Annotated in this window: 17 protein-coding genes; 5 read left to right on the forward strand and 12 right to left on the reverse strand. The window is 46.7% G+C overall.

Annotated features, from left to right (window positions below):
• Positions 1-34 precede the first annotated feature (34 nt).
• The 6 genes from ACKU35_RS13920 to ACKU35_RS13945 form a co-directional block, all read right to left on the reverse strand.
• The gene (locus tag ACKU35_RS13920) at positions 35-475 is read right to left on the reverse strand and encodes an exosortase system-associated protein, TIGR04073 family (protein WP_319760006.1); all 441 of its coding nucleotides are present in this window, start codon (positions 473-475) and stop codon (positions 35-37) included.
• Between the two features lie 151 nt (positions 476-626).
• Positions 627-4,205, reverse strand: a complete 3,579-nt coding sequence (locus ACKU35_RS13925) for a PEP/pyruvate-binding domain-containing protein (RefSeq protein ID WP_319760008.1) — start codon at positions 4,203-4,205, stop codon at positions 627-629.
• A 301-nt stretch (positions 4,206-4,506) separates the two neighbouring features.
• A complete protein-coding gene (locus ACKU35_RS13930; protein WP_319760010.1) occupies positions 4,507-5,430 on the reverse strand; it encodes a biotin--[acetyl-CoA-carboxylase] ligase in 924 nt (307 codons plus the stop codon).
• Between the two features lie 166 nt (positions 5,431-5,596).
• On the reverse strand, positions 5,597-6,730 hold the full coding sequence (locus ACKU35_RS13935; RefSeq protein WP_319760012.1) for a Crp/Fnr family transcriptional regulator: 1,134 nt from the start codon (positions 6,728-6,730) through the stop codon (positions 5,597-5,599).
• The gene (locus ACKU35_RS13940) at positions 6,731-7,906 is read right to left on the reverse strand and encodes a cyclic nucleotide-binding domain-containing protein (RefSeq protein ID WP_319760014.1); all 1,176 of its coding nucleotides are present in this window, start codon (positions 7,904-7,906) and stop codon (positions 6,731-6,733) included. It lies immediately after the preceding gene.
• A gap of 38 nt (positions 7,907-7,944) precedes the next feature.
• Positions 7,945-8,625, reverse strand: coding sequence for a TVP38/TMEM64 family protein (locus ACKU35_RS13945; RefSeq protein WP_319760015.1), 681 nt, complete (start codon positions 8,623-8,625; stop codon positions 7,945-7,947).
• Positions 8,626-8,711: 86 nt separating this feature from the next.
• Between ACKU35_RS13945 and ACKU35_RS13950 the strand changes: the two genes are divergently transcribed.
• Positions 8,712-9,869, forward strand: coding sequence for an HD domain-containing protein (locus tag ACKU35_RS13950; RefSeq protein ID WP_319760017.1), 1,158 nt, complete (start codon positions 8,712-8,714; stop codon positions 9,867-9,869).
• Here ACKU35_RS13950 and ACKU35_RS13955 read toward each other — a convergent pair.
• Both ACKU35_RS13955 and ACKU35_RS13960 read right to left on the reverse strand, forming a co-directional pair.
• Complete coding sequence (locus ACKU35_RS13955) at positions 9,866-10,357, reverse strand: hypothetical protein (protein ID WP_319760019.1); 492 nt, start codon at positions 10,355-10,357, stop codon at positions 9,866-9,868. The genes ACKU35_RS13950 and ACKU35_RS13955 overlap by 4 nt on opposite strands.
• Positions 10,354-11,139 (reverse strand): hypothetical protein, encoded by a 786-nt coding sequence (locus ACKU35_RS13960; RefSeq protein ID WP_319760021.1) that lies wholly within the window; start codon positions 11,137-11,139, stop codon positions 10,354-10,356. The genes ACKU35_RS13955 and ACKU35_RS13960 overlap by 4 nt, the downstream gene beginning before the upstream one ends.
• A 381-nt stretch (positions 11,140-11,520) precedes the next feature.
• Here ACKU35_RS13960 and sucD point away from each other — a divergent pair, with 381 nt between their 5' ends.
• From sucD to ACKU35_RS13975, 3 genes are all read left to right on the forward strand, one after another.
• Positions 11,521-13,617 (forward strand): succinate--CoA ligase subunit alpha, encoded by a 2,097-nt coding sequence (sucD, locus tag ACKU35_RS13965; protein ID WP_319760023.1) that lies wholly within the window; start codon positions 11,521-11,523, stop codon positions 13,615-13,617.
• Positions 13,610-14,701 carry a glycosyltransferase family 4 protein gene (locus tag ACKU35_RS13970; protein ID WP_319760024.1) on the forward strand — a complete coding sequence of 364 codons (1,092 nt, stop codon included), beginning with the start codon at positions 13,610-13,612 and terminating at the stop codon, positions 14,699-14,701. The genes sucD and ACKU35_RS13970 overlap by 8 nt, the downstream gene beginning before the upstream one ends.
• A 107-nt stretch (positions 14,702-14,808) precedes the next feature.
• Complete coding sequence (locus tag ACKU35_RS13975) at positions 14,809-15,519, forward strand: 4Fe-4S double cluster binding domain-containing protein (RefSeq protein ID WP_319760026.1); 711 nt, start codon at positions 14,809-14,811, stop codon at positions 15,517-15,519.
• 48 nt (positions 15,520-15,567) lie between these two features.
• Here ACKU35_RS13975 and hysD read toward each other — a convergent pair whose 3' ends face one another.
• From hysD to hysB, 3 genes are all read right to left on the reverse strand, one after another.
• Complete coding sequence (hysD, locus tag ACKU35_RS13980) at positions 15,568-16,041, reverse strand: NiFeSe hydrogenase maturation protease (protein WP_319760028.1); 474 nt, start codon at positions 16,039-16,041, stop codon at positions 15,568-15,570.
• 290 nt (positions 16,042-16,331) lie between these two features.
• Positions 16,332-17,870, reverse strand: a complete 1,539-nt coding sequence (hysA, locus tag ACKU35_RS13985; protein WP_319760030.1) for a NiFeSe hydrogenase large subunit HysA — start codon at positions 17,868-17,870, stop codon at positions 16,332-16,334.
• 22 nt (positions 17,871-17,892) lie between these two features.
• Entirely contained in the window at positions 17,893-18,840 is a 948-nt protein-coding gene (gene hysB / locus ACKU35_RS13990; protein WP_319760032.1) for a NiFeSe hydrogenase small subunit, read from the reverse strand.
• A gap of 289 nt (positions 18,841-19,129) precedes the next feature.
• Here hysB and ACKU35_RS13995 point away from each other — a divergent pair, with 289 nt between their 5' ends.
• Positions 19,130-20,446: a M23 family metallopeptidase gene (locus tag ACKU35_RS13995; RefSeq protein ID WP_319760034.1), complete on the forward strand. Its 1,317-nt coding sequence runs from the start codon at positions 19,130-19,132 to the stop codon at positions 20,444-20,446.
• Between the two features lie 155 nt (positions 20,447-20,601).
• On the opposite strand, the gene ACKU35_RS14000 is transcribed toward ACKU35_RS13995, so the two are convergent.
• Positions 20,602-22,854, reverse strand: a complete 2,253-nt coding sequence (locus ACKU35_RS14000; protein ID WP_319765409.1) for a DNA translocase FtsK 4TM domain-containing protein — start codon at positions 22,852-22,854, stop codon at positions 20,602-20,604.
• Positions 22,855-22,893 lie beyond the last annotated feature (39 nt).

Raw genomic sequence — 22,893 nt, forward strand, 5'->3', positions numbered from 1 at the left:
TTTGGAGGTTTAATAAATGACAAGTTATAAAAAATTATTTCTCGCTAAGATTATAGATATCATTGAAAGAATCGGTCCTAGCATCAACCTTTTCCATAAAATCGGAATGAATCAAATCAGGATCCATAGTGGGAACGGAGGGGCCGCCAAAAGGAGAGGTGACTATATCGTACATACCGGAAACAATCCTGCCTCCGGTATAGGCTACTCCCACAAAAAAACCGCCTATATAACCGGCAGCCTGTTGCGCCGGTTCATCATTCTCAGCAGCAAGATCAACAGACTGATTGGGAATTTCAAGCGGAGCGGAAAGGATATTCGTCATCCCTCTACCCAGCTTTCGGGGTGCGCGATCAGAATAATTTTCCCCGTCTCCTACATAATTCGCTGAATTCAAGGAGCAGCCGCCAAGCAGCATTGAGGATAAGGCCACTGCGACAAGTAATATCTGTACATTTTTTTTGGATTTAATCATTTTATCTCCTTGTACTATGTATGCCCCCGTGATTATTTCATGTCAAGACTCTCTGTATCTTCGCACCTGTAATTAAAGGGTTCCGGGAATATTTCGCACAAAAAAGGCCGCCTTAAAAGACGGCCTTTAATCTTAACAATTCAACTTTCATCTACCATTTTTTTTCGCGCTGCTTTTGAAGTGCAGCTTCCTGCTCTTCAAATGTGGCGAATCCGGCATGATGCATGGCATCTTCAACGGTCTGACTCCAATCCCATGCAGAATAGATGACCGGTTTATGGAAAGTTCCACGGAAGGTATCCATTTCCTGACGGATAAAGTCTTCCCTAGGAGTATCCATATTATCCCGCAGCTGCTCATTGAGACGTCTTATCTCACCTTCGTACCAGTCTTCCAGATCTTCTGGAGTCTTGTACTTTTTGATAATATGGCTATAGCCGTTATCTTCCATAAGTGAGGCGAGACGTTCAAAATGACGATCCCGTATCCACTGGCCCAGTTCACTGACCTTGATGTTTTCAGCTTCGACTGCGGCCATATCAAGCTTGGTCTGAAGATAAGTATCCGGGACAACAGATGCTGAAACGATACCGGCGATGCAGACTACGCCGCGTAGGATAACGCTATTTGAAACACCCTGACCGCAGAAACCGATCTTCTTACCGAATTTCTGTCCGGTAAAAATAGCGGAAAGGATCGCCCAGACGACCGCCGGATCTTCCTCGTCGTAAATATGCTGCAGACTTGGATTATCGCGGTCGGTACCGAGAACCAGCTGAGTCATATCATTGGAGCCGATGGAGAAACCGTCTACCTCTTTGATGAATTCCTTACTCAGCACGGCATTACTGGGAATTTCAGCCATGAGGATAAGTTTCAGGCCGTCTTTACCCGAATCAAGATTGTGAACCTGTGAGAGGTAACGTTTCATGCTGCGCGCTTCTTCAATAGTGCGTACAAAAGGCAGCATGATATGCAGATTTTTACCGCCAAATACACCACGGGCCAGCTTGAAGGCCTCCAGTTCCCAGTCATGAATATTTCTTGAAACACCGCGATAACCGAGCATGGGGTTGTCTTCATGGTGCTCAAAGAGCAATCCGCCGAGCAGGTTGTGATATTCATTGGTTTTAAAATCAGTGGTGCGGTAAACAATGTCCTTACCGTAAAAGGCCATGGCGAATAAGGCCAATCCCTGTGACAGGGTCTGGATGTAATTTTCCTTACCTGTGCGTAAACCGCGTGATTTAATAATCTCAGCAATGCGCTGGCGAAGAGTGGTGATTTCATCCATTTCGGATTTAAGTCCCATTTTGAGGGCCACTTCATCACGTAACGCTTTAATTTCTTCTACATATTCTAGGACAAGTGGGTTCTCTTTTGCCTTGGCAAGCATCTCAGGCAGCTCGTCCAACGATTCTGTACGCTTGTATATGAACTTGGAGTCAGCGTGTTCACCGGCATGAATACCGAGGACACCCCGCAGATGTTCTTCAATGCTGACAGAAGTCTTAAGCGCGTAGAGACTTTCGGTCGCGTGCTCAAGATAATGGTCGAGTTTCTTATCCAATTCGCGAAGCTTGCGATGCATGGCCAGAACTTCCTCAGTACCGCGGGCGGTATTGGCATTGGCCATGGAATCCATTTCCTCGGTCAGCCCGGTCAATGCACCCACATATTCCCTCAGATTTATATTGAGGGAGATAAGACCGGAATCAAGCTGATTCTTCATTACTGTTGTCAGCTGTGTATCCAGTTCATTGAGTTTATCCTGAACAAGCTTATCGAGTGTGCCGTTATCATAGGCTTCGAGGGCAAGCGGATGTACTCCGATGTTACCAAGCATGAATTCCGCACGAAGCAGACCGACTTCAAAATCCGGGACTTCTCTCAGGCGGGACAGGAACAAAGACTGCCCTACGTCGGCAAGGATAAGTCCGACTTTGGTTTTTGTAGCCGGAAGCTCAGCAACATTGATGGTCCCACCCACCTCGATAAGAGGCAGCAGGCCGCGATAAACTTTACCGCGTGAACCATCGACGGTGATTTCCTGTCCCTCAAGGGAGCGGATAATTTCGAGCCTCTGAATACCGATGATGGCCGGGATTCCAAGTTCACGAGAGGTGATCGCAGCATGGCTGGTATCTCCGCCCACATCAGCGAGAATACCGGAAGCGATACGCATTCCCGGTACCATGTCCGGGTCGGTACGTTCGGCAGCGAGAATATCGCCTTTATGAATTTTGTTCAGTTCAAGTGCGGACCGCAGAAATTTGACAGTTCCCTGCCCTGCTCCGCGTGAAGCACCGTTACCTTCCAGAACAACTTCAGCTTCTTCAAGTTCTTTGGGATTAACCTCAAGCCTGCGCATGAAAATGGAATCAGGATGCAGCTCGAATTCTTCATTCCAGCGGGTTTCAGGACGGGCCTGAACAAACCATAGCCGGTCAGCTGCATCAAGGCAGAACTCTGTATCCATGATCATGCCGCCATAAGCTGCGCTGATGGAGCGAACACCTTTGGCGACTTCTTCGGCCTGAGCAAGGGATAGAGCCCAACGGTAAACAGCACCGGGCTGAACTTTTTCAACCTTGGTTCCGCCCTTTTCACTGTATACAATCCGCTTATCCTTGCTGCCCATATTACGGACAACAACTTCGGAGCCGTCATCACGCTGGAAAACGTAAAATTTATCCGGGGTGACCATACCGCCCACAACAGCTTCCCCAAGACCGTAACTGGCATCGATGGAGACAAGATCCTTACGATCTGTTCCACGACAGCCGGTGGCGGTGTCGGCACTGAATGCGGTTCCTGATATCACCGGATTAATCATGCGCATGATGCATACGGAAAGAGAGGTATTTTCAATAGCCCACTCTTTTTTGGCATCCTCGGCAACGGAGGCGTCACCGGTATTCTCAGCAAGAGTGACGGCGTCAAGAATTGCTTCACGGCGATAAGTCATACTGCGCAGATTATATGCTGACGCACAATCCCAGTGGTACGCTTCCGAGCACTGGTCTTCGCCTACTATATTCAGATAAGTATCCTGAAGTCCGGCAAAAGCCTTTTTGCGGCTGTCTTCACCGGCGGCGGAAGAACGCACAGCCACCGGCTCATTTTCAAGCCCTGCGTCTTTGCAGATGGAAAGGTATGCTTCCCTGACTGCGACATCTACTTCTTTGGGGAGTTCTACAGAGAGGATCGCACTCTGTACAAGAATGGACCTTTTGCGTAGCTGATCGATTCCTTCAGGCGAGGTGGCGAATCCATCAACCACATTGTTGATAAAAGTCCTCAGCTGAATCTGGGTTTCAGGCTGTTTGCCCGCTTCTTCTTTAATTACAAGAGCTATAGAACGGACAAACTTTTGTAAAAATTCACTGTCGCTGTTTACTTCTTCACTGCTCCAGTCCACAGCGTTATATTCGCTGTCCACCACAGATCTGACAACACTGGCGTTGACCTTGGTTTCATCCAGCAACTTATGGAATGCAAGAGATGATACAGCTCTGAACTGGGGTGATCTGATGCCTTCAACCTGACTGATCAAAGCGGTATTATAATTTTTCCCGCCAACCAGAAGCTCTGCATCTTCACCGATTTTAACGATATCGGCACCGGTTAGAATCAGCTTCTTTTCAAGCTGTTTTTTAGCCTGGGACTTCTTGGGAGCTGCTGTTCCCGCATCTTTAGCGGAAACTGCTTCTTCCGTCTTACCAGCCATCACTTCCTCCTTACACATCAATTAATAAGATATGCCTTTGGATTTTGCTATAAAATCCGGGTAAATAAGATAATCAGTAATCGAAAAGAAATTAACAGAATATAACAGACTCAGCACTCTAATTGGCAAAAACATGAGTGCAAACAATAATGATACTGATTCGGACGCCTACGGAAGAACTCCGCTGCATTCCGGTGTTGCCGTAAATGGGTGAAAAGCTTCCCTTCAGTTCACCCGGCAACCAAAAATCAATTCCCTCAGCAAGGCCCGTATGTCAAGCAAAAAGCGGTATATATCTACATTATAAAGGCATTACCGAGCCGGAATAAATCTCATGCTGTTCACCATTGTGATCAACAACGAGTCCGCCATCGGAACGTAAGCCGCAGATTACACCACGCTCAACACCTTCCGGACCATCCACAATCTTTACCTCTTCTCCGAACCAGACCAGACGGTCGGCAAGTTCGTAAAGAAAATCATCGGTCTTTTTCATGGAGATGATTGAATCAAAATTGCTCCGGAAATATTTAATCAACTCCACCCATGTTTCCAAAGGTCCAAGCTGCATTTTATCGGTATTGAGATTCCCGGCAGGAACCGCATGCTCGGCACGAAGCAGATCACGCGGCGGAGCATATGCCAGATTCAAACCGATACCGACCATAGTCGAGTTACCACGTTCTTCTATGAGGATTCCCCCGACCTTTTTGCCGTCGATCAATATATCATTCGGCCACTTGAGCTGGGTTTCCACACCGATATCACGTAAAGCATTGCAGGTAAGATACCCCACAATAAGCGGTAGAATCCTGTTCCAGACCGGTCGAACTTCCCCCGGCTTCGCTTCCGGGAGGGACGGCCATTTGATGGTGCCGTAAACATTACCGGGAGGAGAAATCCATTCACGGCGAACCTGTCCGCGTCCGGTATTCTGTTCTACAGCCAGCACACTTCCCCATTCCGAAAGATCTTCGAGGGCGTTGAGCCGCCATGCGACATCAAGGCTGGAAATACATGAACCGCATATGGCGACAGGAACACCGGTACGGGAACCGGATATCCATGTCGAATATGTTCTGTATTCATCATCCACGCTGTTCCAGGGGCTGAAACTCTCGATATCCCGTGCCCAGAGAGGATGCGCCTTGAAAAGGTTTTCGGGGGTTGTTTTAGGGAGTGGACTGTTTTCCTTACCGCTTATAATGGTAATTCGTGTAATCATATTTCACTATCTCATGTTCAGAAACTTGTTGGCAAGAGGAACCCTGCATTTTTTTAATACTTTAGCATAATTGTATATTAACTAAAGCGAAAAGTTTGCGCAACTGTTCTTATGCCGGATTGGTCAACTTGAACAAATGTCCGCGACAGGGAACATTTGTATAGAATTATTCGGTTATAGAAGACTTAATATCCCGGATGATATCTATAAGCTCTTCTTCCACATCGTCAGCTTCGCTTTGGTCGATGGCATCCGAAGAACGAGAATCGCGGGAAATTGCAGTGGCTATCTTTGTTGAAATAGCTGCCAGAATCCTTTTTTTGGCATCATCCCCGGCAATAGCCAGTAAGATACCAAGTTTATAGTAACCAAGCTGGCGGAATGCCTGCTTAAGTGTTCCAATATCCACAAAAACAATATCATCAACGCCTTCAAGTTCTTCAATTGCCTTACGCTTGCGCTTAACTTCCCTGAAGAACTGTTCACCCTTCTTTTCCACCCATTTGGAGGTTGCGTCCTTGTGAAGCATGCAGATATCTTCCGGAAAATCTCCAATACCTATCTTTTTATAAATAACTTCCGGGTCGGAATCGACGATGGCGGAAAAATCATTAATATCCAAAAAATCAGAAAGAAAGACCTTACCGCAGAATTTATTGATATCTTCAGAAAGATTTTCAGCAATGGTAAGAAAATCATCAGGGCTGATGATTGTCAGGTAGGTCTGCGAGGCAATCTTATTCACCGAAATCATGTTGAATCCAATTGCAGATTTGAGAAGTCTATCTATTTCATGCTGCGGAGCATTTGTAATTTCTGAAAATTCCTTGGAAAACTCTTCCAATGTAATGCCTATGGAACCATCCTCGCTCTTGGGTGCGGTCTGAAAAATACGATGCTTCATGTGCAGCAAGCGGCAAAAGGTCAACCATGAGTTTTCACTGCGACTCTCTGAAACAGCACGGTCTGCCCGGGCAAGGCGTGATGCCAGCACGCGGGTCAAATGAAAAACCGTGGGATGACTTTTTTTGAGCAGCATAAGGATCAACCGGGCAGTCAGCACAATTACAGTACATTCCGATGCTGCCTCGGCCCCGGCAACCCTTTCACTACGGGATATAATAGCCATTTCCCCGAAAATTTCCCCCGGACAGAGAGTAGCCAGAATCTGCCTTTTACCGTTAATATTTTTGACAATATTAACGGAACCGGACTGAATCATATAGGCGACGTTCCCTTTATCCCCTTCTTTAAAAAGGACCTCACCCTTTAAGAAAGTTTTGGATTGCGGTCTGGCCATCTACTTGACCCCCTTAATCTTGCGTACAGTATCAAGTAGTTCATCGCAGCATTCCAGTACTTCCGAATCAACCGGATCGCGGTCGGCATGCTTTTCCTGCAACAGAATCTGGGCTATCTTCTTGCTCACATTCTGCTTAATCTTATCCCTGCCCTGCTTATCAAGAGCGGAATAAAGAACTGAAATTTTATAATAATCAAATCCTTCAAGAGCTTTTTTAAGAGTAGGATTATCAATAAAAATGATATCATCAACAGCTTCGAGATCATCCAGAGCTTTACGTGGTCTACGAAATTTTTTGAAAAAGTTAGGTTCCTTATCCTTGCGCCACTCCATAACCTTTTCCCGATTAAAAAAGACCAGATTTTCGGGCATTTCTTCTTTTATGATTTTTTTATAAATCTGTTCCGGGGTACTTCCGGTTCTCTTGGCGAGGTCAGAAAAGGTCATAAAACTCATACGCTGCTCAACATTTGCCCCGAGTTCACGCATCTGTTTATAGAGATTGCGCAGATTGGGCATGAACTGCTCGAAATTATTTATCGAAATATAGCGCTCGACAAACGCGCTTTTATCACCTTTCTTAACACTTTTTATGTCAATCAGGCGCAATTTGAAGACCATTTCAAGAAATGATTCAATTTCAAGATTGGAAAAAAAGGCAAGGCTTTTAACGGTTTCGGTGTAGGATTTAACCGACAGCCCCATTTTATAATTTTCTACTTCGCGCTGTTTATCTCGGGGCAGATATGCGTATTCCCGGTAGGCAAGATCAAGGATGCAGGCAAGAGACATGAAAGAATCGTTCTGTTCTGAGCTACCGGTCTTTAAATCAGTGTCGGCAACCCTTTTGGCCAGCAGCTGCAGCATCTTCCTTACGGTTTCCGGTGAAGCTCTGAGGAGCTTTTTCATCATCTCCTCAGTTAAAACAACAAGCTCGCAAAAACTTGCAGCTTCGGCACTCCCTGTTCGTTTCTGATTGGTTAAGAGAGACATCTCACCAAAGATATCTCCCCGATGCAAAGACGCCATGACCGTCTTTTTTTTGTCGATCACTTTAAAAATATCCACAGTCCCCGACTTGATCATGTAAGCGATTTTGCTTTCCTGACCTTCATGGAAGATGATTTTACCTTTATGGTAAGTTCTTATGCTTGGTGCTGTCCGTACAATCATATTAAAAAGTGCTTAAATTATCTTGATATATTTGTTTATTACACACTACGATGCTTCTTAACAAGCCCGACAATTCTTTTAACAATAAGTGGAAAAATACCCAGCAATATAAATGAGATTAAAACTCCCGGCTGTACTATTCCCGAAAGAGAATCAATGTGCCCCAGCTCTTTTCCAGCATTAACATAAACCATTGTTCCGGGCAGCATGCCTAGCTGTGAGACCCAATAAAAGGTTCTCAATTTCATGGGAGTAAGGCCCATAACCAGATTAATTATAACAAATGGAACGGCCGGAATAAGCCGCAGGCTGAAAAGGTAGAAAGCGCCCTCTTCTTTGATGCCGCGATTCACTTTATCAAGCCGGTCCCCGAACCTCTGCTGCACGTAATCCCGGAATAGGTAGCGGGAGAAGAAACAGGCCAGCGTCGCTCCTATCGTACTGGCAAATGAGATAGTCAGGACCCCTACTTTAAAACCTAGCAGGGCTCCTCCGGCAAGGCCGAGCACCGTCGCTCCCGGAAGGTTGACTCCGACAACAAGGACGTAAACCCAGAAAAAAGAAAAAACAGTCAGTAATGGATTCCGATCATAAAATAATTGAAATTCCTGTCGCGAATTTTTCAAATATTCAAGGGTGAGGAACCTATCCAGATCAAAAATAAAAAAAAGCGCCGCCACACAGACAATAAACAGAAGTATCAATATTTTCTTTTTCATTGATCATACGATACCATCAACCCTGAATTAATCAAGAATCTGAACAGAGAAAAACGCGATTATCTTTTTTATACACCTAGGATTATATGACTAAAAAAACAAATAAATTAAAAATATTAATCGCCGGAGGAGCAATACGCGACCTGCTCCTGAGTCGCCGGCCGAAGGATCTTGATTATCTGGTTGCTTCCGGCACAGCGGAAGATTTTATGAAAGAATTCCCAGATGCGCTCCCTGTGGGTAAATCGTATGAAATATTTTATCTGAACGGACTGGAGTTTTCCTTTCCCCGTAAGCGAGGAAAAAACATAGAGGAAACAATCAGTTTAGATCTTTTAGCTCGCGATTTCACAGTAAACAGCTTTGCTCTGGATGAAGATGGTGAGCTGTATGCCCACCCCAAAGCAATGGATGACATGAAGAATAGGGTCCTGCGTCCTTCGTTTCCTGACTGTTTCAGGGAAGACCCGCTGCGCATCTTCCGGGCGGCTGTTTTTTCGGCACGCTTTCCCGAATTCTCGCCTCACGCTGAATTGATAAATGAAATGAAGCGCTGCGCTGAAAATGGATGGCTGAATGACATCGCAGCGGATAGGGTCGGGGTGGAATTGCGCAAAGGCTTGAGCGCGCCCAAGCCGGGTAATTTTCTACGTCTGCTGATTGAGGGGGGCTGCCTGGAACCGTGGCTCACAGAATTTTCCGGAGGCACTGATATTCCCGCCGGACCGCCAAAATATCACGATAAATCCGTACTGGGTCATACGGCTGAGATAATGGATAAAGTTGCGGGAAATCCCCTGACCTGCTGGATGGCCATGTGCCACGATATAGGCAAGATCCTGACCCCGGATTCTATTCTTCCGTCACACTACGGTCATGATAAAGCTGGAGCTACTCCGGCCCGGACACTGGGCAGCAGGCTGATGCTACCTGTAAAATTTATAAAATCCGGTGAAACAGCCGCACTGCTGCACATGAAAGCCGGCAGTTACAGCGAACTCCGCCCGGGCACAAAAGTAGACCTGCTCATGAAGCTGCATACTTCCGATCTGCTGGAGAATATGACCAGTCTCTGCCGTGCGGACCGGGGTGAGGATGTATTGCAAAATGCGCCTGCGGATCTGGCAGAGATACTTAAAGTATCCCTGCCGATGCAGGAAAGAAATCAGGGGAAAAAATCAGGGGAAAAGCTGCGCAGTATGCGAGCCGCAAAGCTCAAATCATTACGCCCAGCCAGCGATTAATCAAATAGATATTTATATTCTCCAGCGATTTTATCTGTTTTATTAATCAAATCAGCGGCCTTGTTTTCCACATTACGAGAATTCACAAGCCCAAGTTCCTGCTTTAAATAAAAAGGAACCACTTCGCCACTCTCGGCAAATGTCCAAACAACGGAATAAACCGAGCCTATCTCCGGTCTGTCGCTGAATTCGCTACGTGATTCAATCCTTACACGCACGGCTTTTGAGTCCTGATCGGCCAAAGAAAACAGAGCCGATTTTTTAAAGTTCTCCTTTAACTTCAAAGCCAGAGATCCCCCGAAGACATCATCCCCCGAATGGACTACGATTACAGGAATGCCCTGCTTCTGCGTTTCCTGTTCGGTTTTGTCGGCTGTTACAGGCTTGGCCTTGGTTGCCGGCACGGTCTTGGTCTCCTGTGCGAATGCGGATGCCCCCAGACACAAAACAAGCAGCACCAGTAGTGCGAGGCTTAACACTTTTTTCATATCAACTCCTTATTCACATTCTTTCGTAAATCTTTGAGCAAGGCCCGTACTTTCACCTTGTCACGGGCCCAGACCTGAGAACAATATCCCGAAATATAAGATTTGACCTCTTCGTAGGGAGGAAGATCGGGAAATTCTGGAAATTCAATATCCTTGATTGTGATTACGGTAAAAGCCATTTCGTTATCAATAGCCTTACATTCAGGACCGACGCATCCGGCAATTTTTTCTTTACGCATAGCTTCGGGATCAAGGGATTTTGTGAACTGCAATACATCTGAAGCGGTTACGTTTCTGTTCACCTTTTCAATTTTTACATTGATCTCATCAGCCATCCTGAAAAAATCATCACGATTGACAGTACGAACTTTACGCCCGCCGCCCTCATCTCGAATGGAACCGTGCATATAGTCTTCAACTCTCTCTAGAAGCATTTTATAAACTATAACGAACCATTTAACGTATTCACCCCGGGCGGTGAAAGCAAATGAAGGCTTCTCCATTATCTCCGCACATTCCACCCCCGCAGGATGATAAAAGCGGTTTCTACTGAGTCCACAGGAGACCAGAAAATCATCTAACCCTTCAGGCCCGAGACATATTTTATCAAGTAGAGCACAGACCTTGAAAACCCGGTAAAGCTTAACATGTAATTTTTCTGATACCTCATGAAACAGCTCAAGGGCATCATCAACATCCACACGGGCACCGAAATAGGACTCTGCCATATCGCTAAGGACTTCATCCGTTAAAGCATCGGTTAAATCTTTAAAATTAGCCATAATATTTCCTTTATGAACCGTGCTTGAAAATTTTGTACGGAAATTTTTTATTTCCGATCTATCCTTTTATCTAACAAGCTTCCGGACCAAAACAAGTATTCAAACAGCAAATGAATTTACTAATTAACCTTGAGAGTGCCATATAATTGAATTATACGCTATGGGCACGAGTATCATCAAATAATGAGAACTCCGAAAGATTAAACAGGAAAATCAACTGCTCTTTTTTCCTGTGGCGCGCCAAACGGGCATAGTCTTGACGGTTTTACTGACATAAATCGGCGCAAGACTTTAAATGAGTTTAACTCCTTTAGCCGGTGGAAGCAAAATGGAACCGACAAAGCGCAAAAGCGCATCATCATCTGACATACTGGAGGGAGTATGCTGCTAAATGAACATTTAAGTAAAGTGCTGCTCAAAGAGGCTGCCGGACTTCCTGTTCCTACCGGGGTCAAAATCACAGAAAAGGATCTGCCCGGACTGGAACCATACTTCCCCCTGCCGTGGATTCTGAAGGCTCAGGTTCCCGTTGGCGGACGCGGTAAGGCCGGAGGCATCCAAAAAGTCGATTCACGGGATGAATATGAAGAAACCGCACGCCGTATTCTCGGTATGGAAATCAAGGGTAACAAGGTTCCCTTTCTGCGGGCGGAACCTGCCGTGGACATCAGGAAAGAATTCTATCTGTCCCTGACTTTATCACGGCAACGGCGCAAGGTTATCATGACCGTCGGTCGTGAAGGCGGGGTGGAAATCGAAAATATGGGCCCTGAAAATCTGCTCATTCAGGAAATCAGCCTGCCTGGCGGATTGCAGCCCAATCAGATTCGAGCCGCTTTTTTCCATATCGGAATTGCCAAAGAGCTTTTCGCCGACTTCAGTAAAATCGTCAGAAACCTTTACAATACCATGATCGATTACGGCCTGCTGCTGGCTGAAATTAACCCGCTCGCGCTGACAGGATACGGAAAGCTTTTAGCTCTTGATGGTAAAATTGAGATGGACGACAACATCGTCGACCTCAACCCCGCTTTTGAAAAATATTATCAGCCGGAACACTCCACACCGGTGGAAAACATCGCCCGCGATGCCGGAATGAGTTTTGTTTCTCTTAAAGGCTGGGTCGGACTGATCGCCAATGGAGCAGGTCTGGCAATGGCCTCCATGGACGCGCTAAACTTTTCGGATCTTCCGGCTGCAAACTTTCTCGATCTCGGCGGAGCCGCAGATCAAAAACGCATTGAAACCGCACTGCGGCTGCTATTTGATGATGATCAGGTAAAAGCCATTTTGATCAACCTTTTCGGCGGAATCCTTTCCTGCGAGCTGGTCGCCAAGGCTCTTGTCGCTGCCCTCGGAGGAAAAGAACCGGAAAAACCGATTGTGGTACGCATGTCCGGTAACAGTGCCGAGGAAGGCCTTGAGGTACTAAAGCAGGTAAAAGGCGATAAACTGCACCGGGCCAGAAATATGCAGGAAGCACTCGACCTGCTCAGCAGACTAAAGCCCACGGATGCGACAAGAATAGAATTTCCCGAACCCATCGCGGCAACGCCTGATTCCAGACCGAAGGACATAGGATACAAATCGCCGCATACTTACGGTATTGATAAGGATACTCCAATTCTCGTGCAGGGAATTACCGGTGCGGAGGGCCGCCTGCATACCAGACTGATGCTGGAATACGGCTCAAACATTGTTGCCGGGGTGACTCCTTTCAAAGGTGGGCAGGAAGTTCTCGGCGTGCCGGTCTACAATTCCATCAAAGAAGCGCAACGGCAGCATGAAATAGGGGCCAGCATAATATTTGTTCCGCCTAAACTTGCCACGGATGCTATTCTTGAAGCTACCTCCTGCGAAATCCCGTGGGTGGTCTGCATCACCGAAGGAATCGTGCAATCCGCTATGCTCAACGTCCTTGAGCAGGTTAAGGGCGGTAAATCTCGTATCGTCGGCCCCAACACCCCCGGTATGATTGTTCCCGGTCAGACCAAGATCGGTATTCTGCCCACCACTCCTTTCTCCCCCGGTCCGGTGGCGGTCCTTTCCCGTTCAGGAACCCTGACATACGAGGTCGCCGATCGTCTTAATCAGGTGGGAATCGGCCAATCGCTTTCCATCGGCATCGGCGGTGATTCTTACATCGGGACAACATTCGCCGACGTTTTCGAGATGCTGCGTAATCATGATGAGACCAAGGCGGTAATGGTTCTCGGGGAGATTGGCGGAACGGCTGAACAGGATCTCGCCGATTATGTAATTAAGACAGGATTTGACAAACCCGTACTTTCCTTTATTGCTGGTCAGACGGCACCTCCGGGCAAACGTCTGGGTCACGCAGGTGCTATCCTTCAAGAAGGCACCGGGGTACAGGGTAAGCTGGAAAAAATGCGCGAAGCAGGATTCACAGTCTGTCCCAGCCTCGAGGCGATCCCACAGCTGACAGCAGACGCACTTGGAATTAAATTAAGTGAATAAAAACATATGCTTTTTTAACAGCAATAAAGCCTGGGGCGGCGGGGAAAAGTGGAACCACCATTTTTCCCTGCTCCTCCGGGATCAAGGTTACAATGTCTTTGTAGTAACCAACCATAAATCAGAGTTGAAAAACCGCCTTGAAAACGAACCGGGCATAGCTCTGCACAGCGAACCGATCGGTAATCTTTCCTTCCTCAACCCCGCTTTGATGGGCCGTTTAAAATCATTTTTCAAAGCGAACAGCATACAGACCCTGATCACTGCCCTGCCGTCCGACTTAAAAAGCGGAGGAATCGCCGCCAAACGTGCCGGGGTTTCCAAGGTGATCTACAGGCGCGGAATCGCCGTTCCGGTTAAAAATTCATTCCTGAACCGCTACATTTATAAGAACGTAGTCGACCGTCTAATAGTTAATTCTCTTGAGACCAAACGGACGGTTTTAGCCAACAACTCTTCCCTTATTAATAAAAATAAAATACGCCAGATATACAATGGTTTTGACGTAGAAGAATTCGATAAACAGGATTTTTCTCCGCTCTACTCTGCTGAAAACGGAGAAGTAGTGATTGGAAACGCAGCCCGTTTAACTCCCCAAAAAGGACAAAAACATCTCATCGAGTCCGCAAAACGGCTCAAGGAAAAAGGCTTAAATTTCAAAATACTCATCGCCGGAAAAGGCGAAATGGAACAGGAACTTAAAGATTACGCTACTCGACTGGACGTAAATGATAGAGTTTCTTTTCTCGGTTTCATCGAAAACATGAAATCTTTCCATGCTTCGCAGGACATCTTCTGCCTTCCTTCCCTTTGGGAAGGATTCGGCTACGCCCTAGTGGAAGCCATGACGCTTAAAAAACCTGTCGTCGGATTTGATGTAAGCTCCAACCCGGAAGTTGTTGCTGATGGCGAGACCGGTATTTTAGTTCCTGTCGAAGAAACTGAGAAACTGGCAGCAGCTTTAGAAAAGCTGATTGTTGATACTGAATTGCGCAGAAGGATGGGCTCGGCTGGACGGCAAAGAGTACTGGATAATTTTAACACTCCGCTTGTTCTGCAAAAGTTGATTGAAGTTGTTGAGGAGTAACTCAACTTATTACGAATGATCTCAATTCCAACCTATATCAATTCTGCTTGCTTTGAAGCTGTTAATTATGCTCGTAATTAGCGGGCGTTATTGATCAGGGATGTATGATGACCGAGTTAAAAAAAGAGCTATTCAGCAATGCTCTAGAATGGGGTGCGGACCTTATTGCAGTTGCGGACACATCACGTATGGCAGGAATGGATACCAGACCTGATGATCTACTGAATAATTTTCCGCGCGCAATATCAATTGCAGTTCAATTGGCAGATGGTGTTATTGAAACAATCTCCGATGCTCCAACTGAGCTATATTCACAGCATTATCAACGAGTAAACACTCTGCTTGATCACATTGCCAGCCGGGTGAGCTGTTTTCTGCAAAACAATGGAGCCAAAGCACTACCCATTCCGGCCAGTCAGATTCTCTGCAAAGAGCGGTTCGTTTCCTATATCTCGCACAAAGCAGTAGCAATTAATGCCGGTTTAGGATGGCAAGGAAAATCATTATTACTTGTTACTCCGCAATACGGACCGAGAGTCAGACTGGTAACAATCCTCACTGATCTTGACATTGAAGCGGATCAGCCAATTAAAAACCGCTGCGATAAATGTACGAAATGCACTGATGCCTGCCCTGCCGGAGCAATTAAAAACGTCAATACCGAGCTGCATTATTCATCTCGCAATGAGGCCGTGAACTTATCGTCCTGTGTGGATCATTTGAATAAGGTATCGGGGTATGGAAACTTGATGCCGTATATTTGTGGGGTTTGCGTGGCTGTATGTCCTTGGGGCAAGAAAAAACGGCAATCCCATTAAAGAACTGCCGTTTAAACACAATCTAAGATTCAACAGAAATCAATCGCTCTACTGACCAAATTCCTCAATAAAACGTTTAATCTCCTGACGGGACCTTTCGACATAACCGGGGAATACCGCTTTGCAGGTATCGGTCATTTCCATGGACCAGTCTGTGTAATTTTCAGGCTCCATGCCCAAGATGCGCATTTCCGGACGTTTTCCAACTGCTCCGGCCATATTTAATGAATCGACCAGATCAATGTCATGCAGCGATAAACGCTGCTTTTCATTATTTATGATATCTTTTTCTTCAAGATAATAGACGGTACCGGCATCCTTCCCGCCATGAACGATGTCCAGCACCAGAAGACCGTCGTAGCCTTCCAGAATATGGAAAATATCGTGTGTGAATGTACCCCCGTCCACTAAGTGGACAAACTCGGGCCATTCTTCTTTTTTCAGTTCTTCAACAGCATGCACCCCGACGCCCTCATCGCCAAGGAGAATGTTTCCAATCCCAAGCACCAACAGTTTCTTCATTGTAAATCCTTTATGGTGTGCCTCCGGCGGCTGGGGAAGGGGAACTTTTGCAAAAGTTCCCCTTCCCCAGACCCCATCCCTTCAAAACCTTTTAATTTGCTTCGCGTATAGTGTACTAAAAGAGCCTTCAAATAAAAAAGCAGCAAAGTTCGAATAAAAGGTTTTGGGATTCTTAAACCCTTTTGCAAAAGGGTTTAAGGCCCCCGGCAGGGTCGTCGAAGACTAGAAAAAAACTCCCGGACACAGGGACCCTGCGACCGGGAGTTTATATTCAGTGAAACGTCGTTACGTTAGCAGCCTTCGCCTACGTGAACAACATGTTCTTCACCGGTCTCTGCGTGCAGCACGTGCACGGCACAGCCCAGTCACGGGTCGAAGGATCGGATGATCCTTGATATGTCTACCGGGTTTTTCGGATCAGGAACAGGTGTACCAACGAGGGCTTCCTCTATTGTACCACGGTTACCTTTATCGTCACGCGGGGTGCTGTTCCAGAGGGTCGCAGGGATCATCTGGTAGTTCGCGGTAACGGAATCCTTGATATCGATGTAATGCAGCAGGGAACCACGGGGTGCTTCGGTGAGACCGAGCCCCTCAGCGGCTTCAGGAATTTCGCTTTTGACGTAAGTTTCTTCGCCGGGCTTAACTTCCTTGAGCCATGTATCATGAATTGCGTTTGCAACCATGTATGCTTCTTCTGCGCGTGCAACGTGGCGTCCCATGAGGGAGAATGCCATATCTGCGCCCAGATCGCGGAACATCTTGGCTTCAATGCCGAAGAGATCCTTGAGCTGCTTCTGGCCCATGGGGCTGAGCTCGGGGTTCTGGACCCACATACGTGCAAGGGGACCGACTTCAACAGCATGGCCGTTGTAGCGGGAAGCCTTACAGAAGCTGTAAGCGTCCTTCTTGTGTACATCCGGAATGGTTTTACCTTCACTAGGATGCAGATCAGAACACTCATCAGTATACCATGCGTACTTGGTGTATTCTTTAATGAGCTTATGGTCGAACTTCTGGTCTTTGCCGTCAACGTAAACGCCGGGCTTGAGCAGGAATTCGGACTCAGCATCATCCATGGGGAATACGCCGTAAGCCATAGCATTTTTGTAACCGCCGCCGATCTTGAACAGATCTTTGTAGACGGAACCAATCAGATAAACTGTGGGAACGTAGGTTTCAGCAATGAATTTCTGGACCTGTTTGAAACGGCTTGCGTATTCAACGAGCTTTTCTTTGGTCGGAATTTCGGTTGCGCCACCAACGACCTGACCGGAAACGTGAGGCATTTTACCACCGAACAGAGCCACCATTTCGTGGCAGATGCGGCGGATTTCAAGTGCCTTAACGTACTGGTCAACGGCTACTTTATTTGTTTTATCATCAAGGCGCAGGTCAGGATGCTCGAAGCGGGGGACAAAGGGAGCTTTGCCGGGTCCGCGCACGAAGTCCAGAGCTGCAAGATGGTAAAAATGCAGAATATGTGACTGCAGGTAGTTAGCACCGAAGATGAGGTTTTTAGTTACGCGACCGTTGGTGGTCAGCTTAACGCCAAAAGCATCATCCAGAGCACGGGTGGAAGCTGTGGAGTGAGCTGTCGGGCAAACGCCGCACAGACGCTGTGTCAGCTGTGCTGCATCGCGGGGATCACGTCCTATAAGGATATTCTCGAAACCGCGGTACATACCGCCGGAGAGCCATGCGTCCGATACTTTACCGTCTTTAACTACGACCTCAGCCTTGAGGTGGCCTTCGATTCGGGTAACCGGATCAATGGCAATCTTAAGTGTCCCGTCATTACCGGCGGGTGCATGAGATTTTGAAGACATAAGGATTTATACTCCTTTCCGGTTAACCGGCTTCGTAGAAGGGGGACATTTCATCCGGGAATCCCGGTTCTACACAGCCAATGCATACTGAGTTTTCAACACACCAGTTAACACCGCCGTTCCACTTACGCTTGAAGCAGTCGGAATATGCGTTGGGACCTTTACAGCCCAATTCATAACGGCAATTAACGGGATCGGTGAAGATTTCAGCATACTCATCGTTGTCGAATTTCTCCAGATATGGGCAATTATCATGGATATTTTCACCATAGAACGGTGTGGGACGGCCATTTTCGTCAAGAATTTTGACAACTTCGGCAAGTCCGCCAACCAGACCTTTTTCTTCAATGGCGTTAATTGCGACAACGAGGGTACCGACCATCCAGTCAGGATGGGGAGGACAACCCGGAATGTTCACTACGGGAGTCTTTACACCTTGTTCTGCAAGGAAATTGGTTACAGACATTGAGCCGGTAAGGTTTCCTTCTGCTGCGGGGATACCGCCGTAAGCAGCGCAAGTACCGACATTAACAACCACAGCAGCATTTTTAGCCATTTCAAGAGTAGCCTCGGACATGGTGAACTCTTTGTGGTTGCTGTCCGCACCTACGATGCAGAAATGACCGTTCTCCGCTGTGGGAACGGAACCTTCAACAATAAGAATGTACTTGCCCTTGTTTGTGTCAGCCTGACTCATCATGAAATCCCAGGCTTCGTGGCCTTCGGAACCCATAATAGTCGGATGATAATCAAGGGTGATTACATCAAGAAGAACCTCTGCGATAGAGGGATGCACTGAGTTAAGAAGTGATACTGAACATCCGGTGCAGCCCTGTCCCTGCAGCCAGAAAACATTCGGTACAAACTTTTTCAGCGCATGCACAACGCTGGGGTTGAACATCTGGGAAATCCCAAATCCAGCCACAGTTCCTGTGCACATTTTCACGAAATCTCGCCTGGTCAAACTCATCCCTACCTCCTTGGTGGTTGCCGGCGTAGTAAGGCACTGTCCTTACTAAGTAAAAAATACCGCCACGGCGACGATAATTTTTTATTTGCAATACACACTCTGACATTTTTCGTCAACTTTATCCGATACAAAATCGACACACATATAGATTAAATCTATACTACCTATAGATAGTTACTTTTTTAACAATGTTGTGTGTTGAAGCATGGAGCAGTTTATGGTTATTGTAAGTGCGTTTACGATTTCACTGTACGGACCCAAAAATTATAAAATATTCTAAGGATATGTAATGGCTAAGAAAAAAAGTCGCATCGGTCAGATTCTTCTATTGTTAATTCTCGTAGCGATCCTCGGGACCGGGACCTACCTGCTATACAAGGATACAACAGCACCTCAGGTTCTGATGACACCAAACAAAGGATTCATAACCTATAAGACACCCATCAATATTAATATAAGCGATACGCAGTCTGGCCTTAAAGCGGTTAAGATTGTTCTTTCGCAGGGTAAAAAGCAATTGACCCTGACAGAAAAGACCCTTCCCAAAGGCTCCTTCGATTACAACGAAGATATTCTGGTCAAAAAAAAGCAGATTAAGGAAGGACCGTTTGAGCTTGCAGTATGGGCAGTTGATACTTCACTTGCCGGTTTCGGCAGCGGAAACGCGATTATAGCCCGAGGCAACTATACACTTGATACAATCGCACCTAAAATTGAAGTCCAGAGCACAACACATAACCTCAATCAAGGCGGTTGCGGGCTGCTTATTTATAATGTTGAGGAAGAACCGGTCAAAACCGGCGTGCAGGTTAATGAAGATTTCTTTCCGGGCCACAAACAGCCGAACGGAACATATGCCTGTCTTTTCGCAATGCCCTACTACACTGATAAAAAGGATTTCAACCCGGTACTCATTGCCGAAGACGCAGCAGGAAACACACGCAAAGGTTCCTTTTGGTATCATGCGAACGGTAAACAATATCGCCATGACCGAATTAATATTTCCGACCGTTTCCTGAACGCTAAAATGCCTCAGTTTGAAGGGGATTTTCCGGGCCTGCCCAGTCAGGTTGAGCTTTTTCTTAAGGTGAACCGTGAACTTCGTAAGAAAAACCGTGCAGAACTGCATCGCGTAGCCAAAGAAACTTCGCCAACTTTTCTTTTTGAAGGCAGATTCATAAGACTACCCAACGCCGCAGCCAGAGCCGGATTCGGTGATAAGCGCAGTTACTACTACGCAGACAAAGTAATTGATAAGCAGACACATCTGGGTATAGACCTTGCCAGTGTGCGCCGGGCTCCAATTCCCGCGGCAAATGCCGGGCGCGTGGTGCTTGCGGAATCCAATTTCGGAATTTACGGAAACGCCGTCATCATCGACCACGGTCTAGGTCTGCAAACACTGTACTCACACCTGAGCCACATTGAGGTCGAACCGGGTGATATGGTTGCGAAAGGCCAGATTATCGGTAAGACAGGAGCCACAGGCATGGCCGGAGGTGACCATCTACACTACGGCGTTATCTGTGCCGGTATTCCGGTTAATCCGATTGAATGGTGGGATGCAACCTGGATCAAACATAATATTACAAGCAAACTTAAGTAAAAATTACTTAAATCAATTAAAACAGCCGCAATATCACGAAAGATATTGCGGCTGTTGCTTTTTGTATGAATTAACTCGCGAATCAGCGAAGCTCTACTGAAAGGTTTTAGGACTTCTAAATCATTTTACAATAAGCATTTAAACCTGCCGGGAGGCTAATCTTTAGTCACAAGTACTATACGCGGTTTACTGCCGTCCTGTGGACCTAGGATGCCGTCCTGCTCCATTTGCTCGATAAATCTGGCTGCGCGGTTGAAACCGATGCGGAACCGGCGCTGCAACAGAGAGATTGAAGCTTTTCCCTGTCCGACAACAAATTCGACGGCTTCATTGTAGACAGGATCGTCAGACTCACCGGGCATGCTTCCAACACCGGGCCCGGATGAACCGGATTCTTTCCAATCACTAAAATCAAGTTCGAAATCCTGAGGATATTTTTTCTTCCAGAAATCAACTACGCCCTTGATTTCATCATCCTCAACGAGGGCTCCATGTAATCTACGCAGTTTGGAACCGCTAGGCTTGAAAAGCATATCACCGCGGCCCAGAAGTTTTTCCGCACCGACCATATCAAGAATGGTCCGCGAGTCATGTTTTGACGTAACCTGAAAAGATATACGGGTCGGGAAGTTGGCCTTGATCAGTCCGGTAACAACATCCACTGAAGGACGCTGAGTAGCGAGAATGATATGAATCCCGGCAGCACGGGCCAGCTGTGCAAGCCTTACAATGCTGATTTCAACATCCTTTCCGGCGGTGAGCATGAGGTCGGCCAATTCATCTACGATTATGACCAGATAAGGCATCGGTTCGAGATCTTCCAGATTTTCGGGAAGATCATCACCGGATTTGGCCAGTTTTTCATTGTAGCCGCTGATATTGCGCACACCAAGACGGGCCATGTTCTCATAACGCTTATCCATTTCAAAAACAGCCCATTCAAGTGCGGACTTCGCAAGAGCCATATCAGTAACCACAGGATGAACCAGGTGCGGCAGACTTGCGTAAACGGCAAGTTCAATGCGTTTGGGGTCAATAAGCAGCAGCTTAAGTTCTTCCGGACCTGCTTTATAAAGCATGGACATCAGCAATCCGTTCAAGCAGACACTTTTACCCGCACCGGTAGCCCCTGCAACCAGCAGATGCGGCATTTTAGCGAGATCAGCTGAAACTGGTTCGCCTTGAATATCCTTACCGAGCGCCATCGTCAGCGAAGACTTGGATTTGGTAAAACAAGTATGCTCAAAAATTTCACGCAGATAAACCGTCTGGCGATTATCATTAGGAATCTCAATACCGACTGAATCCTTACCCGGGATAGGTGCTTCGATACGCACGGATGTAGCTTTAAGCGCGAGAGCCAGATCGTCAGTTAAGTTGGCAATTTTACTTACCTTTACACCCGGAGCAGGACGAAATTCAAACATAGTTACAACCGGACCGGGAATAACCTTCTGAACTTCACCGTCAATATTGAAATCCTTCAAGCAGACTTTTAAGGCTTCAGTCTTTTCCTCAAGATCTTTGGGATCAAACTGAACACCGGCAACTTTCGGCTCAGAGAGAAAATCAAGGGAAGGAAAATCGGTTGTTGTGTCGATTTTTTTAGCTTTGGGCTTCTTAGGCTTAGCTTTACTCGGTTCTTTCTCTTTCTGAGTGGATTTTCTTTCAAAAGGTTTCAGAACCAGAAGACCGTCTTTTTCTTCATCTTCAGCAGCCCCTGTGTCTGCGCTTCCGGAAAAATCAGCTTCCTCTTCTTGGCGCGCTTTTGCTTTGGCCTTGGCTTTTTTACGCTCAGCACGTTTTATCTTCTGCTCTGCCCTCATGCGCTTGGCTTTGCGGCCAACCCGCTCCCGGTTTTTAAGCCAGAAATCTGTAAATAAGGTACGCAGCCTCTTACCTATAGAAGCCCAGCTAAGATTGAGTGTAAGCTGAATTCCGGCCAAAGTCATAAACATCCAGAACAGGAAAGCGCCTACGGGCTTGAGGTACTTGAAAGACCATTTCGACAGCAATGCACCGATGAATCCACCTTGATGAATCAACAAGGTCTTCTGAAACTGAACCAGCCATGGATGTGAAACCCATGCCAGCAGACAGACGTACAGAAGAACCAATCCCACCCAGCGCCACCATGGCTGACGCAAAACGGAAATAAACGAGATAAGACCGAGAAAAAGGAAATAGAAAGGGACCAGCCACGAGCCAAGCCCAAGGAAATCCACCAGAATTCCGGCAGAGTATGAACCGGCAGGACCTATCAGGTTTTTGACCTTCCAACTGGAACTTACAGCCTGATTAAGGGTAGGGTCCCCCGGATGGTAGGAGTACATGCTTATAAAAAGAAATGCGGCTAAAAAAATCCAGAACATGCCGGAAATCTCTTTTGCGAATTTTCCGCTTGGCAGTGTCTCATCCTCCGTTTAATCCCGGATAAGGGCTGTTCT

Origin of the sequence: Maridesulfovibrio sp. (assembly GCF_963676065.1) — a bacterium.
GTDB lineage: Bacteria > Desulfobacterota > Desulfovibrionia > Desulfovibrionales > Desulfovibrionaceae > Maridesulfovibrio.

Excerpts from the sequence above, each read along its gene's own strand:
- ACKU35_RS13920 (WP_319760006.1), bottom strand. The coding sequence starts at position 475 with ATGATTAAATCCAAAAAAAATGTACAGATATTACTTGTCGCAGTGGCC.
- ACKU35_RS13925 (WP_319760008.1), bottom strand. The coding sequence starts at position 4,205 with ATGGCTGGTAAGACGGAAGAAGCAGTTTCCGCTAAAGATGCGGGAACA.
- ACKU35_RS13930 (WP_319760010.1), bottom strand. The coding sequence starts at position 5,430 with ATGATTACACGAATTACCATTATAAGCGGTAAGGAAAACAGTCCACTC.
- ACKU35_RS13935 (WP_319760012.1), bottom strand. The coding sequence starts at position 6,730 with ATGGCCAGACCGCAATCCAAAACTTTCTTAAAGGGTGAGGTCCTTTTT.
- ACKU35_RS13940 (WP_319760014.1), bottom strand. The coding sequence starts at position 7,906 with ATGATTGTACGGACAGCACCAAGCATAAGAACTTACCATAAAGGTAAA.
- ACKU35_RS13945 (WP_319760015.1), bottom strand. The coding sequence starts at position 8,625 with ATGAAAAAGAAAATATTGATACTTCTGTTTATTGTCTGTGTGGCGGCG.
- ACKU35_RS13950 (WP_319760017.1), top strand. The coding sequence starts at position 8,712 with ATGACTAAAAAAACAAATAAATTAAAAATATTAATCGCCGGAGGAGCA.
- ACKU35_RS13955 (WP_319760019.1), bottom strand. The coding sequence starts at position 10,357 with ATGAAAAAAGTGTTAAGCCTCGCACTACTGGTGCTGCTTGTTTTGTGT.
- ACKU35_RS13960 (WP_319760021.1), bottom strand. The coding sequence starts at position 11,139 with ATGGCTAATTTTAAAGATTTAACCGATGCTTTAACGGATGAAGTCCTT.
- sucD (WP_319760023.1), top strand. The coding sequence starts at position 11,521 with ATGCTGCTAAATGAACATTTAAGTAAAGTGCTGCTCAAAGAGGCTGCC.
- ACKU35_RS13975 (WP_319760026.1), top strand. The coding sequence starts at position 14,809 with ATGACCGAGTTAAAAAAAGAGCTATTCAGCAATGCTCTAGAATGGGGT.
- hysD (WP_319760028.1), bottom strand. The coding sequence starts at position 16,041 with ATGAAGAAACTGTTGGTGCTTGGGATTGGAAACATTCTCCTTGGCGAT.
- hysB (WP_319760032.1), bottom strand. The coding sequence starts at position 18,840 with ATGAGTTTGACCAGGCGAGATTTCGTGAAAATGTGCACAGGAACTGTG.
- ACKU35_RS13995 (WP_319760034.1), top strand. The coding sequence starts at position 19,130 with ATGGCTAAGAAAAAAAGTCGCATCGGTCAGATTCTTCTATTGTTAATT.